Below are 16,670 nucleotides of genomic sequence, written 5' to 3'. Positions count from 1 at the left end.
GGCACTGGCTTCGCTCAATGCAGGTCAGGCGGTAAGTAATGAACCCCGAATTGCTCCGCCAGTTGGGCGAGCCGCCGATCGCGCGTCCAGAGCCACGTGCTCGGGGTCAACAGCACCGACGCCAGCAGCGTGCAATCCACTGCGCCGCATCCGCGCCCATACAGCCGTTCCCGCTCGATCCAGTCCGCTACTTCGGCTGGCGTCGCGAGCCGCGTTTGGCGCAATAACGCGAGATCTCCCAGCGTTCGGGCCCGCGGTTCGGGGGGCGTCCCGCACGTCAGCTCGAGTATCACCAATGGATGCGTCAAGACGTCATCGACACGCAGCAGCTGGACAAGCGCTGGTAGCGGTCGCCGGAAATGCTCGACCCAGACCGATGTGTCGATCAGAACGCTCATCGGGTAGCCGCCTCCGGGTTACGGCGTGGCACATCCGGCATGTCCGGGGCGCGACCGCCAAGCGCGGCTAGGCGTTGTCCAGCCTGGACACGCACGAACGTTTCGAGTGCAGCCCGGAACAGGTCGGCCGGCGACGTGCCCGGCTCGGCGAGTTCGAGTGCGCGCGCATAGAGCGCGTCGTCGACGGTAACAGTAGTACGCATGATGCATCCTTTGATGCCTTTATGCATCAATTCTAGCATCAATTCGGCAGCGGTCCAGTCGTTGATAAAAACGCCATGCCAGAATTTTTCACTTTCAACCGCGGCAGTTTTGTGGGCCCGGGCCCGGGTCAGTCCGCCGAAAACTCGCTCACACGACGGCAGTGTTTACCGGGAACCGCTCATGGGAGCGAACTCACCGACCTCCGTTCAAGCAACGCTGAATACGCGATATCGAAAGCTCGAATACTTGGTTGGGCACGCAAGGATGCTTCGCTAGTATCCAACGCTCCCATGCGAGCAGGAACCGGAAGGTTCCCGGTTGCGCCGCCCGTTGCGGCATTTCGCGACTTTCCAACGGCTGACATGTCTCCCCACTTGAATCCCGACGGCACGGCCGGCGACGTCACGCGCCGGCTGGCCGCAGCGATCGCGTGCGCCGAGCCCGCGCGCAATCCGCCCGCCATCGCTGCCGCGCGGCGCGGCCTGCTCGACTTCCTTGCCGCCGCGTTCGCCGGCGCTCGCGACAACGGTTACCGCAAGCTGCTGGCGGCGTGCGGTCGGGATTCGGCCGGCGCCGCAGCGGTGATCGGCAGCGCGATACCGGCGTCGCCGCAACATGCCGCGCTGCTCAACGGCTATGCAGGCCATGCGCTCGATTACGACGACGTGCACAGCAGCGTGCGCGGCCATCCCGGCACCGTGCTGCTGCCGGCGTTGCTCGCGCTCGCGCAGGTGCGCGCACGCAGCGCGCTCGAACTGCTCGACGCCTACGTCGTCGGCGTCGAGACGATGGCGCGGGTCGGTCTCGCGCTCGGCAGCCGCCACTACGAACTCGGTTTCCACAACACCGCGACGCTCGGCACGCTCGGCGCGGCCGCCGCCGCGGCGCGTCTGGTCGGGCTCGATGCGGCGGCCACCGAAAACGCGCTCGGCATCGCCGCGACGCAATCGGCCGGGCTGCGCCTGCAGTTCGGCAGCGAGATCAAGCCGTTGCACGCGGGCCTTGCCGCGCGCGCCGGGCTGTTCGCCGTGGCGCTCGCCGAGGCCGGATTGACCGGCGCACCGGGCGCACTCGACGGCCCGGAAGGATTCTTCGCCGTGTTCGGCGGCGGCGCGTCGCAGCCGGCGCGCGTGCTGGCCGACTGGGGCGCGCCGTGGCAGATCGTGTCGCCCGGCCTGTACTTCAAGCCGTGGCCGTGCTGCACGGCAACCCATTACGCCGTGCAGGCCGCGCTCGATCTGCGCGAGCGCCACCGCATCGCGCCGGCGGACATCGAGGGCATCGTGATCACGTTCCCGCCGGGCGGCGACACGCCGCTGTCGGACCGACTGCCGGCCACCGGCCTCGAAGCGCGCTTCAGCGTGGAATACGCGGTGGCCGCCGCACTGACGGACGGGCCGCCCGGCGTCGCGACGTTCGCCGACGTGCCCGTGCGCGACGACCTGATCGCGCTCGCCGCACGCGTGACGCGGCGCCACGATGCCGCGGCGCCGCGCGCGTCGACCGATCCCGCGACGCGCTTCTCGGTCGTCGAGATTGCGCTGCGCAACGGCGACACGCTGCGGCAACGCACCGAACGCCTCGTCGGTGCCGACGACCTTGCCGCGAAGTTCGCGGACGCGACCGCCCACGATCCCGCACTCGCGTTCGTCCCGGAACTGATCGATACGATGCGAAGCACGGCCGATCTTGCCCGACTTTTCCACACCTTTACGTCGCTTCAATCATGAGCACCGAACGCAGCACACCTTCCCGCCGCCAGATGCGCCTCGGGTTGTTCCTCCAGGGCGCAGGACACCACGTCGCCGGCTGGCGCCATCCCGATGCCGAATCCGGCAGCGAGAACTTCGATCTGCTGCGCCGCGTCGTGCAGACCGCCGAGCGCGCGAAGTTCGACATGGTCTTCCTGGCCGACGGCTTGACGAGCGGCCCCGACGCGCATCCGTCGATGGCGATGCGCTTCGAGCCGCTGAGCCTGCTGTCGGCGCTCGCGATGCATACGCGGCACATCGGCCTTGCGGCGACCGCGTCCACGACGTACAGCGAGCCTTACCATATCGCGCGCGTGTTCGCATCGCTCGACCACCTGAGCGGCGGCCGCGCGGCATGGAACGTCGTGACGACTTCGTATGACCGCACCGCCGCGAATTTCACGCGCGGCAATCATCCGGATCACGCGCAGCGCTACGAGATGGCCGGCGAATTCGTCGATGTCGTGAAGGGGCTGTGGGACAGCTGGGACGACGACGCGCTCGTCAGGGACAAGGCGCGCGGCGTGTATTTCGACCCGGCGAAGGTGCACACGCTCGATCACGCCGGGCGCTTCTTCAACGTGAAGGGGCCGCTCAACGCGTCGCGCCCGCCGCAGGGCCATCCGGTCGTGATTCAGGCCGGCTCGTCGGGCCCCGGCCAGGAGCTTGCCGCGCGCACCGCGGAAGTCGTGTTCACCGCGCAGCAGACGCTCGAGGAAGCGCAGGCCTTCTATCGCGACCTGAAGGGGCGGCTCGCGGCATACGGCCGTGCCGAGGACGCGCTTGCCGTGATGCCGGGCGTATTTCCGGTGATCGGCCGCACCGAGCAGGAGGCCAAGGACAAGTATGCGCAGCTCCAGCAATGGACGGATACGTCGGGCGCGCTGACGCTGCTGTCCGACCGTCTCGGCCACGACGTGTCGAAGTATCCGCTCGACGGCCCGCTGCCCGACCTGCCCGAATCCGATCAGCTGAAGAGCCGCGCGAAGCTGCTCACCGATCTCGCGCGCCGCGAGAACCTCACGCTGCGCGAACTCTACTATCTCGTCGCCGGCGCGCGCGGGCACCGGATCGTGTGGGGCACGCCGACGCAGGTCGCCGACGCGCTCGAGGAATGGTTCGACGGCGGCGCCGCGGACGGCTTCAACATCATGCCGCCGTATTTCCCGGGCGGACTCGACGATTTCGTCGCGCATGTCGTGCCGGAACTGCAACGGCGCGGCCTGTTCCGCACCGAATACGAGGGCACGACGCTGCGCGACCATCTCGGGCTCGCGCGCCCGCCGAGCCGCTACGCAGCGCGTTGAGTCAGACCGCGAAGCGCGTCAGGTCGAGTGCGACCGGCGCGCTGTCGCGGCTTGCGTGCGGGCTGCCGGCCGGGCCGAGCGCATGCGCGAGGAAGGCCCGCGTGCGCGGGCTTTGCGGCGCGCGGAACAGCTGCGTGGCCGACCCGTGCTCGACGATCACGCCCGCCTCGGTGAAATAGACGACGTCGCTGATTTCCTCGGCGAAGCGCATCTCGTGCGTGACGAGCACGCAGGTCATGCCGTCGCGCACGAGATCGCGAATCACCGACAGCACGTCGCCGACGGTTTCCGGATCGAGCGCGGACGTCACTTCGTCGAACAGGATCAGGTCGGGCTGCATCGCGAGCGCGCGGGCGATCGCGACGCGCTGCTGCTGGCCGCCCGACAGCTCGCCGGGGTAGGCGTGCGCCTTGTCCGCGAGACGCACGCGTTCGAGCAGCGCGTGTGCGGTGCGCACCGCATCGTTGCGATCGCGGCCGAGAATCCGGACCGGGGCGACGACGAGGTTGTCGAGCACGCTCAGGTGCGGAAACAGGTTGTATTGCTGGAACACGAAGCCGACCCGCTTGCGCAGTGCGATTTCGTCGCGCTCCGATGCGAGCAGGTCGACGCGCGTGCCATCGACCTCGATCAGGCCGCGCTGCGGCCGCAACAGCCCGGTGATGCAACGCAGGATCGTCGATTTGCCGGAGCCGGACGGGCCGATGATGGACACGGCCTGGCCGCGGTGCACGTCGAGATCGATGCCGCGCAGCACGGGCGTCGTGCCGTAGGACAGGTGCACGTCGCGCAGGCGGACGAGCGGCTCGTCCGCGCCGCGCGGAGTTTCAGTGGAATGCATGACGTCTTTCGAGAAGGCGGGTGAAACGGGCGATCGGGTAGCAGTACGCGAAAAACAGGCCGAGTACCGTGAAATAGACGACGACGGTGAAGTCGGCTCGCGCGACGGTGTTGCTCGCGACCTGTGCGGTGTCGAGCAGGTCGTGCACGCCGACCAGCGACGCGAGCGCGGTGGCCATCGCGATGCTCGCATACAGGTTCATCCACGGCGGCAGCATGCGGCGTACGCATTGCGGCAGGATGATCCAGCGGAACACTTGCGCGCGGCTGAACGCGAGCGAGCGTGCGGCGTCCCACTGCGCGTGCGGAATCGACTGGATCGCGCCGCGGAAGATTTCCGCGAAATTCGCGCTCGCGGGCAGCGCGAGGCCGAGCGTTACCTTGAACCAGTCCGGAAACGGCAGCGACGCATGGCCGAACCTGATTTCGAACGGGAACACGTAGGTCGAAAAATAGATCAGCACGAGCAGCGGCGCGTTGCGGAACAACTGCACGTACGCGCGCGCCAGCACGCGCGCGATGCCGAGCCGCGACAGCGTCAGCGGGCCGAGTACGAGGCCGGCGAGCGTGCCGATCGCGATCGCGCTGATGCCGATGTTGACCAGCATCGCCTTGCCGAGCGCCGGCAGCCATGTGGCGAGCGCGACGAGGGTCGGGTGACGGCGGCCCGCGACGGCCAGCGCGACGACGGCCAGCGCGGCCACGGTTGCCGCGACGGCGCGCCATCGCACGAGGCGCGCGGGCTGCGCGTGCATGTCAATGGCCATAGCCGGGTATCCTCAGGCGGTGTTCCAGCCAACGTCCCGCGAGGTTGACCGTGAACGTGAGCGCGCCGAAGAAGAGCAGGATCAGGATCATCAACTCGAGCACATTGTCGCGTTGCGTCCAGATCATGATCGACGCATAGGTGACGTCGCCGACGGCGATCGCCGAGGCGACCGTCGTCATCTTCACGAGGTCGACCAGGTTGTTGACGAGCGCGGGCAGCGCGAAGCGTATCGCGAGCGGCAGCTGCACGTGCCAGAGCCGCTGGCGGCGGCTGTAGCCGAGCGACTGCGCGGCCTCGAGCGTTGCGCGCGGTACCGCTTCGAGGCCGGCGCGCAGCGCTTCCGCATGGAACGCGCCCTTGTGCAGCGAGATCACGATGACGCTCCAGATGAACGGCGTCAGCGGATTGCCGCCCAGATTGCGCAGTGCGGCGCTGATCAGCATGTTGACGACGAGGAATGCACAGAACAATTGCACGAGCGTCGGCGTGTTGCGGGTGACCTCGACGAATGCGCGCGCGGGGCGCGCGAGCGCCCCGCGCGGCGACACCAGCAGCGCGGCGAGCACGACGCCGCAGGCGAGGCTGCCGACCACGGTCGCGATCGACAGTTCGAGCGTCACGCCCATCCCGTGCACGAACGACGCGCGTTCGTCCGGGGCGAGCACGAAGCTGTAATCGAGGCCGAGCTTGCGGAGCGCATCGACGGCGGCGGCCACCGTCATGTGCGCTGCGCCTTGAGCTTCGCGTGCAGGTCGAGCACGGCTTGCGACGGCGTCATGCCGTTCTTGCGCTCGACGTCGAGCAGCCAGCCGCTGCGGTGCCAATCCTGAACGATCCGGTCGAGCGCGCCCTGCGTGTCGGTCTCGCCCTTGCGGACCCAGATCACCGCCGGCGACGGAATCAGGTCGGTCGACAGCGGCGTCGTGTAGTCCTTCCAGTCGGGGTTGCGCGCGACGAGCATGCGCAACGTCGGCGCGACGTGCACGGCGGCCACGCAGTTGTTGCCGCGAAGTGCGAGCAGCGATTCCGGCTGGCCGCGGAAGGCCTTCACCTGCGCGCCGTATTCCGTCGCGAGCGGCTTCGTGTAGTTGCTGCCTTGCGACACGCAGACCGGCTTGCCGCGCAAGTCGGCCCAGGACTTGATACCGCTGTCCTTGCGCGCGATCAGCGCGCCGCCGATGGATTCGAACGGCGTCGGCGCATACGACAGTATCTCCGCGCGCTCCGTCGTCAGCTCCATGTTGGCGATCAGCGCGTCGACCTTGCCCTGCTGCAGGAACTGCACGCGGTTCGACGGCTGAACCGGTGTCAGCTCGACGTCGACACCGAGTCGTTTCGCGACGTCGTTCGCCAGATCGACGTTGAAGCCGACCGGCTTTTGCGTCGCGGGATCGAGCGAGCCGAACGGCGGGCCCGACAGGATCACGCCGATCGTGATCGTGTGACGTTGATGGATGCGATCGAGCGTGCTGTCCGCGCGGGCGACGCCGGAAAAAACGGAAAGGAGGGCGGCGACGCACAGCGCGTGGCCCGACGTAGTGCGAAACGATCTGCTGAACATGGGAAAGAGGAACGTTGTTTGAGCGACGCGGGGCGGCGCATCGCGCGCCCGGTTGTCGGGAGCTGGTATTTTCGGGATGTGGAACGCATCCAAGAACCAAGAAATTCTCATACCGTTATCTGGTCCTTAGATTTACGCAGAGGAAGGCGACGCTCTAGCGGCTGGAATGGCGATGTGGCGGAGGGTTTATGCAGGTTACCGACTCCGCCGTGCACGGCTTCGCAACCGCACGCTACGCTGACCGCCCGATTACCGTTTTGTAATCAAAGGCGCTTGCGCCCGCACGCAGCGATCCCTTGTCGCCGTTTGCCGGTAACATCGCCGGATGTCATCACGAAAGCGACGGAGCCGGCCATGCGTATCCTGATAGTCGAAGACGAACCGAAGACGGGCGCATACCTGAAGAAGGGGCTCGAGGAATCGGGCTTCAGCGTCGATCTCGCGAAGGACGGCGGCGAAGGGCTGACGCTCGCGCAGGAAGAGCGTTACGACGTGATCGTGCTCGACGTGATGCTGCCCGTGCTCGACGGCTGGGGCGTGCTCAAGCGGCTGCGCGACACGCATACGACGCCGGTGCTGTTCCTGACCGCGCGCGACGACGTGCAGGATCGCGTGCACGGCCTCGAACTCGGCGCCGACGACTACCTCGTGAAGCCGTTCGCGTTCGTCGAGCTGCTTGCCCGCATCCGCACGCTCGCGCGTCGCGGGCCGCCGCGCGAGACCGAACATCTGGCGGTCGGCGATCTGGAAATCGACGTGGTGCGCCGCCGCGTGAAGCGCGGCGCCACGCGCATCGACCTCACGCCGCGCGAATTCTCGCTGCTGCAGCTGCTCGCGCGCCGGCAGGGCGAGGTGCTGAGCCGCACGCAGATCGCATCGTACGTATGGGACATGAATTTCGACAGCGACACCAACGTCGTCGAGGTCGCGATCCGGCGCCTGCGCGCGAAGATCGACGACGCGTTTCCGGTCAAGCTGATCCATACCGTGCGCGGCGTCGGCTACGTGCTCGAACCGAAGGACGACGCATGACGCGGCCACGCTCGCTTGCCGCGACGCTCGCGCTCGCGTTCGCCGCGACCACGCTCGCCGCGTTCGCGCTGGTCGGCGCATACGTGTATGCGGGCCTCGAACGGCAGGTGAACACGCAGGACGACCTCGACATCGTGCTGGCCGCGCGCCACACGCGCCGGCTCGCGGGCGAGCTCGAGTCGCTCGATGCAGTCCGCACGCATGCCGAGCGCTTGACGAGCCAGGTGCTCGGCAACGAGGCGCTGTCGATGGCCGCCGTCGATGCGCGCGGCGACGTGCTCGTGCGCCACAACGTGCGGCTCGCCGCGCTCGACGATGCGCCTGCCGCCGCGTCGGTTCCGGTGGCCGACGCACAGCTGTTCGCGCCGCATGCGGCGCCGGTTCCGGCGGACGAGCGGATCACGGCCGAGCGGCTCGTCACGTGGACGGCCGACAACGGCACGCCGATGCGTGGCGTCGTGATCGAGGCCGCGCTCGGCGACCGCACGCCGATCCGCATCGCGATCGCGCGCAACATGCACGACCGCGCCGACCTGCTCGACGGCTACCGCGACCGGCTCGAGATCGCCGGCGGGCTCGGCGCGCTGTTCGCGCTGCTGCTCGGCTACTGGCTGATCCGCACGGCGCTCGCGCCGCTGCGCGAGATCGTCGACAACACCGGCCGGATCACCGTCGACAAGCTCGACACGCGGCTCGACGCGTCGCGTGCACCGAGCGAGCTGCGCGCGCTCGTCGATGCGCAGAACGCGATGCTCGGCCGCCTGCAGCAGGCATTCGCGCACCTGTCGCAATTCAGCGCCGATCTCGCGCACGACCTGCGCACGCCGTTGAACAACATGCGCGGCGCCACTGAAGTCGCGCTCGCGCGGCCGCGTGCGGCCGACGAGTATCAGGCACTGCTCGAATCGAATCTCGAGGAATACGATCGTCTCGCGCGGATGATCGAGAACGTGCTGTTTCTCGCGCGCGCCGAGCATCCGAGCTTCGTCACGCGACAGCGCGCGTTCGACGTGCACGACGAACTCGAGCGCATCGCGGAGTATTTCGAGGGGCTCGCGGACGAAGCGGGCTCGACGTTGCGCGTCGAAGGGCGGGGGCAACTGACCGCCGACGTCGAGCTGTTTCGTCGCGCCGTCGGCAACCTGCTCGCGAACGCGCTGCGTTACACGCCCGCCGGCGGCGTCATTACGCTGAGTGTCGATGACGCCGCCGACGCGGTGCGCGTCGTCGTCGCGAATCCGGGCGAGCCGATCGATTCCGCGCTGCTGCCGCGGATCTTCGACCGGTTCGTGCGCGGCGATCCCGCCCGCAGCGGCGGGGCGCCGGGCGGCACGGCCGGGCTCGGCCTCGCGATCGTGCGCTCGGTGATGGAGCTGCATGGCGGCACCGCGCAGGTCGAAAGCGACGCGCGCGGCACGCGCTTCGTGCTCACGTTCAACCGGCCGTCGGCTGCGTGACCGCGGAGTCGGGTAACGCGGCGACCGGGCGTTCGTGCGTGCCGGTGTTCGATTCCTCATCCGTGCTCGCTTGCCAGCCGCCACCCAGCGCCTTCAGCAACCCGACCGCGGCCTCCATCCGGCGCGCGTCGATCTGATCGGCCGTGCGCTGGTTCGTCAGTGCGATCGTCTGCGCGGTCACCACGTCCAGATAGCTGACGGCGCCGGCGTTGAAGCGATTCGTCGTCAGCCGCAGCGACAGGTCGGCCGCGTCGGTCGCGCGCTGCTGGCTGCCGGCTTCGGACGCGAGCGCATCGAGCGTCGACAACTGATCCTCGACCTGCTGGAACGCGACGAGTACGGTCTGCCGGTAATCTGCGACCGCGCCGTCGTACTGCGCATGCGCGCCGCGCAGCGACGCGCTGCGGCGACCGCCGTCGAACAGCGTGCCAGCGAGTTGCGGGCCGAGCGACCAGAACAGGCTCGGCGCGGCGAGCCACGGCGCGAAGAACGAACTCTCGAGCCCTGCGCTCGCCGACAGCACGAGATCGGGAAAGAACGCGGCGCGCGCCTCGCCGATCTGCGCGTTCGCGGCCGCCACACGGCGCTCGGCCGCCGCGACGTCGGGTCGCCGTTCGAGCAGTTCCGACGGCACGCCGGCCGGAATGGCCGGCACACGGAACGCCTGCACGCGCGGCGGCAGCGCGAACGTCGACGCGCTTTCGCCGACGAGCGTCGCGATTGCGTGCTGCAACTGCGCACGCGACGCGTCGATGTCGGTGTCCTGCGTGCGCGTCGATTCGAGTTGCGTCTCGGCTTGCGCGACCGCCGACGCATCGATCGCACCGGCCGCGAGCTGCTGCCTGAGCAGCGTCAGCGCGTTCGCGTATGCACGCACCGTGTCATCGAGCAACTGCTTCTGCGTGTCGAGCGAGCGCAGCGCGAAATAATCGGTTGCGAGTTCCGCCGTGACCGACAGCTTCACGGCCTGCAGGTCGGCCGTGCTCGCCGCGGCGTTCGCCTGCGCGCCCGTCACCGCGTCGCGCACGCGGCCGAACACGTCGGGTTCCCAGCTCGCGGCGACGCCGGCCTGATAGTCGGGCGTCGTCTTGCCGGCGAGCGACGAGCCGAGCCGGTTCTGCGACACGCGCGCGCGGCTCTGCGCGGCGCCCGCCGTGATCGTCGGCAGAAACCCGGCGTGCTGGTAGTCGACCATCGCGCGTGCCTGTTGCAGATCGGCGACGGCTTTTTTCACTGTCTGGTTCGACACGTCGACGCGCGCTTCGAGCGCGTTCAGGTCGGCGTCGCCGAACACGGTCCACCACGCACCGCGCGCGGCCGCATCGGCCGGCATCGCGACGTGCCAGCCGGCCTGCGCGGCCGGTGCGCCCGCGTAGTGCGCGGGGACCGCGACGGCGGGCGGTGAATAGGGTGGCAACGTCGAGCACGCGGTCAACGTGGCCAATGCCGCGACGGCGCCGAGCGCGACGGCGTGGCGGGCGAACGGGAGCGGGTGAGGAAGGCGCATGGCAGGTATCTCGTGAGTCGTCATCGATGGGTCAGCCGCGGGCGGGCGCCGGAGCGGGCGTCGACGCGGCCGGCGCGGTGCCGGCCGCGCGCAGCGGCGGCACGTCGCGGGCAATGGCCGCCACCCCTGTTTGCGCGACCTGCGCGGATGAAGGGGACGAAGGGGACGAAGCGGCCACCGGAGCCGCGGCGCGCACGGTCGACACGATCTTCACGGCTTCGCCGGCCGTGATCGCATCGCCCGGGTTGTCGATCACGCGATCCGTCGCCGCGAGCCCCGCGACGATCTCCACGCGCGTGCCGAAATCGCGCCCGATCTGCACGGTCTTCAGCACGGTTCGCCCGTTCGTACCGACGGTGGCGACCGTCACGCCGTTCGGGCGGAACAACAGCGCACTGACCGGCAGGTCGAGCGCCGGCGCCGCGCTCGGCACGACGAGATGCGCCTGCGCATACGCACCGGGCATCAGCGCGCCGTCGCGGTTGTCGACGTCGATCTCGACGCGCAGCGTGCGCGTGACGGGATCGATCGCGCCCGCGGTGCGCGCGACACGCGCGGCAAAGCGTCGCCCCGGATACTGCTGCGTCGTCAGGTAGACGGAGGTGCCGGTCGATACGCCGGTCGCGCTGTCCTGCGGCACGTCGACGAACACGCGCAGCGTGTCCGTCTGTTCGAGATGGAACAGTTCCCCGGACAGGCCCGGGCTGCCCGGCGTGCCGCCCGCGGTGACCAGCGTGCCGACGTCGACGCCGCGCGCGGTGATCACGCCGTCGAACGGCGCGGTGACGGACTCGTACGACACGAGTTCGGCAAGGTGCGCGACGTTCGCCTGCGCGGACGCGAGCATCGCGCGCTTCGCGTTCATGTCCGCGACCTTCGTGTCGGTGTCCTGCTGCGAGACCGACTGCGTTTTCAGCATGTCCTGCCAGCGCTGCGCGGTCGATTTCGCGTAGTCGTAGTTCGCCTGCGCGCTCGCTTCGTCGGCGCGCGCCTGGCGCAACTGCGCGTCGAGATCGGGCGCCGAGATCTGCGCGAGCGTCTGGCCGGCCTTCACGTGCGTGCCGAGATCGACGCTCCAGTGCGCGATGTAGCCACTCGTGCGCGCGTAGATCGATGCGTCCGCATAGGGCGCCACCGAACCGGGCAACGTCAGCGTCTGGTCGGCCGGCGCCGTGCCGGGCACGATGACCGACACCGGCAGCGCCTGTTGCGCGGCAACCTGTGCACGCTGCGCGGCGCGTGCATCGATACGCGGCACGATGCCGAGCGCGAGCAGCGCGGCGGCCAGCGCGACGGCCGCGACGGGCACGGCCAGCTTGCGGCCGCGGCGGGCCGGCGGGGTGTCGGGCGCGGCGCCGCGCGCGGCGGACGTCACGGCGGTGGCTGCTGTGGCCGCCTCGGCGGCGGGCGGCGGGGCGACGGGTTCGATCGAGTCGTTCATGATGGGTCCGGGGTCGGGCGAATCGAAGGATGATGAGAAGGGGCGGCCGTCCGAGCTCAACGCAGCGCCGGCGTGTCGGGCGCGTGCTGCGTGCGCCGCGTGGCCAAGGCGTCGCGGCGCCGCGCGAGCCATGCGTGGACGAAGCCGAACAGCACCGGGACGAACAGCAGCGTCGAGCACGTGCCGAACGCGAGGCCGCCGATCACCGCGCGGCCGAGCGGCGCGTTCTGCTCGCCGCCGTCGCCGAGGCCGAGCGCCATCGGCAACATGCCGATCAGCATCGCGAGCGCGGTCATCACGACGGGCCGGAAGCGGCTGAAGCCGGCGTCGAGCGCCGCCTGCCACGGCGACGCGCCGCCCGCGAGCAGCTCGCGCGCCGCGTTCACGACGAGAATGCTGTTCGCGGTCGCGATGCCGATGCACAGGATCGTGCCGGTCAGCGCGGGCACCGACAGCGTGGTGCGCGTGACGAACAGCATCCACGCGATGCCGGCGAGCGATGCCGGCAGCCCGCCGACGATCACGAGCGGATCGAGCCACGACTGGAAATTGACGACCATCAGCAGGTAGACCAGCGAGATCGCGAGTACCAGGCCGCCGAGCAGGCCCGCGAACGACTCGTGCATCGCCTGCACCTGGCCGCGCAGCACGATCGACGAGCCGGGCGGCAGCTGCGCGCGCGCGGCGTCGACGAGCTTCGTCACGTCGGCCGTGACGCCGCCGAGATCGCGCCCCTGCACCGACGCGAAGATGTCGAGCACCGGCTGCACGTTGTAGTGCGACACCACGGCCTGCTGCGTCGAGCGCGAGAACGTGCCGAGCGCGCCGAGCAGGTTCTGCGCGGGCGCGCCCGCGGCCGGGCCGCCGGCCGGCGTCTGCGGCGGGCGCGCGGTGCCGGCGGGCAGCGGCACGTTCGCGAGCGACTGCAGCGAATTCACCGTGTATTGCGGCGTCTGCACGAGCACCGGGTAGCTGACGCCGTTGCGCGGATCGAGCCAGAAGTTCGGCGTCGTCTGCGAACTGCCGGACAGCGCGATCAGCAGATTTTGCGCGACGTCACGCTGTTCGAGGCCGGCCTGGATCGCCTTCGTGCGGTCGACGTTCACGTCGATCGCCGGTTCGTCGCCGGGTTGCTGGATACGCGCGTCGACGAGCCCGCGCACGCCGCGCAGCTTCGCGAGCAGCGTATTCGCGACCGCGCGGTTCTGGTCGAGCTTGTTGCCGACGATCTGGATGTCGATTGGCGCGGGCAGCCCGAAGTTGAGGATCTGGCTGACGATGTCGGCCGGCAGGAACGCGAACGTCACGCCGGGGAACGACTGCGCGAGCACGTTGCGCAGCCTGGCGACGTATGCGGCGGTCGACGCGTGATTCGGCTTCAGCGTGACCAGCACGTCGGCATCCTCGGTGCCGATCGGATCCGACGAATCGTACGTGAGGTTGATCCCGCTCACCGGCACGCCGATGTTGTCGATCACGCCAGCGAGTTCGCCCGCCGGAATCACGCTGCGGATCTTCGCTTCGACCTCGTCGGTCAGCCGCGCGGTTTCCTCGATCCGCGTGCCGGTCGGTGCTCGCAGGTGCAGGCGGATCTCGCCGGTGTCGACCGACGGGAAGAAGTCCTGCCCGGCGAACGCGTAGAGGCCCGTCGACGCGACGCATGCGAGCAGGAACGCGGCCGCGAAGCGGCGGCGCCGCGCGATCGCCGCCGCGAGCAGCGTGCGATAGCGCAGCCGCACGGCCTCGAAGCGATGCTCGAACGCAGCCTGGAAACGCGCCAAATGCACGAGCGGCGCGAATACGCCGCGCGGCGGCCGGCCGTTTCCTTTTGCGCGCATCAGCGCCATCGCGAGGGTCGGCACCAGCGTGCGCGAGAAGAAGTACGACGCGATCATCGCGAAGATCACGGCCTCGGCCAGCGGCACGAACAGATAGCGCACGACGCCCGTGAGCAGGAACATCGGCACGAACACGATGCAGATCGACAGCGTCGACACGAAGGTCGGCACCGCGATTTCTCCCGAACCGGTCAGGATCGCGTCCTCGAGCGGCGCGCCGAGCTCGAGATGATGCGTGATGTTCTCGATCGCGACGGTCGCGTCGTCCACGAGGATCCCGACCGCGAGTGCGAGCCCGCCGAGCGTCATGATGTTGATGGTCTGGCCGAGCGCGGACAGCGCGAGCAGCGACGTGAGCACCGCGAGCGGGATCGTGATCGCGATGATCAGCGTCGCGCGCCAGCTGCCGAGGAACAGCAGGATCATCAGCGCGGTCAGGCACGCGGCGATCAGCGCCTCGCGCACGACGCCCTGGACCGCCGCCTTCACGAACACCGACTGATCATCAAGCGGCGAAATGTGCAGCGCCTTCGGCAGCCCGGCCGCGATCTTCGGCAACATCGCCTTCACCTGGTCGATGATCGTCAGCGTCGACGCGCTGCCGGTCTTCTCGACCGTCAGCAGCGCCGCGCGCTTGCCGTCCACCCGCACGATGTTGGTCTGCGGTGCGTAGCCGTCGCGAACGTGCGCGACGTCGCGCACGTACACGACATTGCCGCCGATCGTCTTCACCGGCAGGTCGTTCAGCGCGGCGACCGTCTGCGTGCTGCCGTTCATCTGCACGTTGTATTCGTGCGTGCCGATCTTCGCGGTGCCGCCGGGCAGGATCAGGTTCTGCGCGTTGATCGCGTTCACGACGTCGATCGGCGCGAGCCCCTTCGCCTGCAGCGCGCGCGTATCGAGGTCGACGACGATCTGGCGGATCTTGCCGCCGAACGGCAGCGGGACCGCCGCGCCCTGGACGGTCGCGAGCTGCGTGCGGATGAAGCTGTTGCCGAGGTCGTACAGCTGCTGCTCGGCGAGCGTGTCGCTCGACAGCCCGAGCTGCAGGATCGGCACCGTCGACGCGTTGTACGTGATGATGTTCGGCGGCAACGTGCCGGGCGGCAGGATGCGCAGGATCGACGCGGCGTTGCTCGCGGCTTCCGCGATCGCGCGATTGATGTCGGCGCCCGGGTGGAAGAAGATCTTCACGACCGACACGCCGTTCAGCGACTGCGACTCGATGTGCTCGATGTCGTCGACGTCGGACGTGAGCGCGCGCTCGTAGTTCGACGTGATCCGCTTGGCCATGTCCTCCGCGGAGAAGCCGTTGTATGACCAGACGATGCTGACGACCGGAATGTCGATGCTCGGGAAAATGTCGGTTGGCGTGCGCAGCAGCGCAAGCGGTCCCGCGATGAAGATCAGCAGTGCGAGTACGACGAACGTGTAGGGCCTGCGTAACGCCAGCCGGACGATCCACATGATGGTGCTCCTCGAAGCAGGGCATGGATGCCGCGTGCGATGCGGCGAGCGTGCAGTCTGCCGGCGCGGCGTTGACCCGACCCTGACCCGAGGATTACGAAACCGTTATCTGTGCTGGCGCGCAGGTGCGCAGTGTCCGACCGGACGGGCCGGCCCGTGACCGACATGCGGCCGCGATCAGATGACAAGACCGTAATCGAAGCCTCACCTTCCGGAAAGCGCGCGAATCGCAGAATGGACACAACTCTTCATCACATCGATGCGGAGCGGATGTCCGGCCTGATCTGCGGACGCGAACATGCCATCTTGAGAGGTGAACATCATGAACAACCTGATTCGTGCGGTCCTGCTGTCCTGTGCGCTGAGCGCACCGGTCTTCGCATTTGCGCAAACCACCGACCATGCGGTCACGCGGGCCGACGTGCGCGCCGATCTCGTGCGGGTCGAGAAGGCCGGCTATAAGCCGGTCGGTAGCGATCCTTACTATCCCGCCGACATCCAGGCCGCGGAAGCGAAGATCGCCGCGCAGCCATCGCAATCGGTGGCTGCACGGCCGAGCGTCGCCGCAGAGACGACCGCGCAATCGCTCGCGTCGCTCGATACGGAGCAGCCGTACGAGCATCACTGAGCCCGATTTTCAACTGCCATCCGCGGCCCGAAGGAAGCGGCCGCGGATTTCGAATGCGTCATCTACCGGTCGGCGCCGTGCGCGCCGCGATCGTGAGAATGAACGTGTCGGGCAGTACATCGCACGCACGGGCGTGCCGGCGGCGCACCTTCGGTGCGCCCTCATCGAGTCTTTCCCGGGAGTTTCATCATGCATCCGACGCGCGCGAGGAAGAGCGACGGCAGCCGGTGCGGTGAATCAGCTTCCGGTTTACCGGTGTGTCATCCAGCAAGTAAAGCACTCGATCGCGCAGCACTGCCGGCGATTTTGATACCCGGCGTATTTCACGCCAGGTCAACACTGTGTCCAGATGCTCGTCATCCCGCAACGGCCGATGCGCATTGAAATCGTTCTTCGGCGACTTCGCGAAGCCTGTGTGGTAAGCAGCGGTGAAGGAGGGCGCATAAGCGTTGGCGCGGGTCCCACTCCAC

14 protein-coding genes and 1 pseudogene are annotated in these 16,670 nt (G+C 68.7%); 5 read left to right on the top strand and 10 right to left on the bottom strand.

Going from position 1 to position 16,670, the window contains the following annotated elements:
* Window positions 1-14: 14 nt before the first annotated feature.
* Entirely contained in the window at window positions 15-398 is a 384-nt protein-coding gene (locus tag DID98_RS14615; RefSeq protein WP_124519855.1) for a type II toxin-antitoxin system VapC family toxin, read from the bottom strand.
* Window positions 395-601, bottom strand: coding sequence for a type II toxin-antitoxin system VapB family antitoxin (locus tag DID98_RS14610; RefSeq protein WP_044844336.1), 207 nt, complete (start codon window positions 599-601; stop codon window positions 395-397). Before DID98_RS14610 ends, DID98_RS14615 begins: the two co-directional genes overlap by 4 nt.
* Window positions 602-964: 363 nt before the next feature.
* Between DID98_RS14610 and DID98_RS14605 the strand changes: the two genes are divergently transcribed.
* Both DID98_RS14605 and DID98_RS14600 read left to right on the top strand, forming a co-directional pair.
* Window positions 965-2,332, top strand: coding sequence for an MmgE/PrpD family protein (locus DID98_RS14605; protein WP_124570950.1), 1,368 nt, complete (start codon window positions 965-967; stop codon window positions 2,330-2,332).
* Complete coding sequence (locus tag DID98_RS14600) at window positions 2,329-3,660, top strand: LLM class flavin-dependent oxidoreductase (RefSeq protein ID WP_124487263.1); 1,332 nt, start codon at window positions 2,329-2,331, stop codon at window positions 3,658-3,660. The genes DID98_RS14605 and DID98_RS14600 overlap by 4 nt, the downstream gene beginning before the upstream one ends.
* A 1-nt stretch (window position 3,661) precedes the next feature.
* Here the strand turns inward: DID98_RS14600 and DID98_RS14595 are convergent, their stop codons facing one another.
* From DID98_RS14595 to DID98_RS14580, 4 genes are read right to left on the bottom strand one after another with little or no spacing between them, the layout of a single operon-like run.
* Complete coding sequence (locus DID98_RS14595; protein WP_124570949.1) at window positions 3,662-4,501, bottom strand: amino acid ABC transporter ATP-binding protein; 840 nt, start codon at window positions 4,499-4,501, stop codon at window positions 3,662-3,664.
* Window positions 4,488-5,267: an amino acid ABC transporter permease gene (locus DID98_RS14590; protein ID WP_124570948.1), complete on the bottom strand. Its 780-nt coding sequence runs from the start codon at window positions 5,265-5,267 to the stop codon at window positions 4,488-4,490. The genes DID98_RS14595 and DID98_RS14590 overlap by 14 nt, the downstream gene beginning before the upstream one ends.
* Window positions 5,257-5,991 (bottom strand): amino acid ABC transporter permease, encoded by a 735-nt coding sequence (locus tag DID98_RS14585; protein ID WP_124570947.1) that lies wholly within the window; start codon window positions 5,989-5,991, stop codon window positions 5,257-5,259. Before DID98_RS14585 ends, DID98_RS14590 begins: the two co-directional genes overlap by 11 nt.
* A complete protein-coding gene (locus DID98_RS14580) occupies window positions 5,988-6,830 on the bottom strand; it encodes a transporter substrate-binding domain-containing protein (RefSeq protein ID WP_044844255.1) in 843 nt (280 codons plus the stop codon). The genes DID98_RS14585 and DID98_RS14580 overlap by 4 nt, the downstream gene beginning before the upstream one ends.
* A gap of 354 nt (window positions 6,831-7,184) precedes the next feature.
* Between DID98_RS14580 and DID98_RS14575 the strand changes: the two genes are divergently transcribed.
* Window positions 7,185-7,862, top strand: a complete 678-nt coding sequence (locus DID98_RS14575) for a heavy metal response regulator transcription factor (protein ID WP_027786146.1) — start codon at window positions 7,185-7,187, stop codon at window positions 7,860-7,862.
* Window positions 7,859-9,319, top strand: coding sequence for a heavy metal sensor histidine kinase (locus DID98_RS14570; RefSeq protein ID WP_124570946.1), 1,461 nt, complete (start codon window positions 7,859-7,861; stop codon window positions 9,317-9,319). Before DID98_RS14575 ends, DID98_RS14570 begins: the two co-directional genes overlap by 4 nt.
* Here the strand turns inward: DID98_RS14570 and DID98_RS14565 are convergent.
* From DID98_RS14565 to DID98_RS14555, 3 genes are read right to left on the bottom strand one after another with little or no spacing between them, the layout of a single operon-like run.
* The gene (locus tag DID98_RS14565; RefSeq protein ID WP_124570945.1) at window positions 9,297-10,826 is read right to left on the bottom strand and encodes an efflux transporter outer membrane subunit; all 1,530 of its coding nucleotides are present in this window, start codon (window positions 10,824-10,826) and stop codon (window positions 9,297-9,299) included. The genes DID98_RS14570 and DID98_RS14565 overlap by 23 nt on opposite strands.
* Window positions 10,827-10,857: 31 nt before the next feature.
* Complete coding sequence (locus DID98_RS14560; protein ID WP_124570944.1) at window positions 10,858-12,267, bottom strand: efflux RND transporter periplasmic adaptor subunit; 1,410 nt, start codon at window positions 12,265-12,267, stop codon at window positions 10,858-10,860.
* 56 nt (window positions 12,268-12,323) lie between these two features.
* Window positions 12,324-15,572: an efflux RND transporter permease subunit gene (locus DID98_RS14555; RefSeq protein ID WP_124570943.1), complete on the bottom strand. Its 3,249-nt coding sequence runs from the start codon at window positions 15,570-15,572 to the stop codon at window positions 12,324-12,326.
* Window positions 15,573-15,894: 322 nt separating this feature from the next.
* Here DID98_RS14555 and DID98_RS14550 point away from each other — a divergent pair, with 322 nt between their 5' ends.
* Entirely contained in the window at window positions 15,895-16,200 is a 306-nt protein-coding gene (locus tag DID98_RS14550; RefSeq protein WP_124519845.1) for a DUF4148 domain-containing protein, read from the top strand.
* 229 nt (window positions 16,201-16,429) lie between these two features.
* Here the strand turns inward: DID98_RS14550 and DID98_RS36285 are convergent.
* Window positions 16,430-16,654, bottom strand: a pseudogene (locus DID98_RS36285) (ISNCY family transposase); the annotation flags it as partial.
* Window positions 16,655-16,670: the final 16 nt, after the last annotated feature.

Source organism: Burkholderia sp. Bp8984 (assembly GCF_003853755.1).
Taxonomy (GTDB): domain Bacteria; phylum Pseudomonadota; class Gammaproteobacteria; order Burkholderiales; family Burkholderiaceae; genus Burkholderia.
Note: the sequence above shows the minus strand (reverse complement) of the source record. Positions and strands in the feature narration are given on the sequence as shown.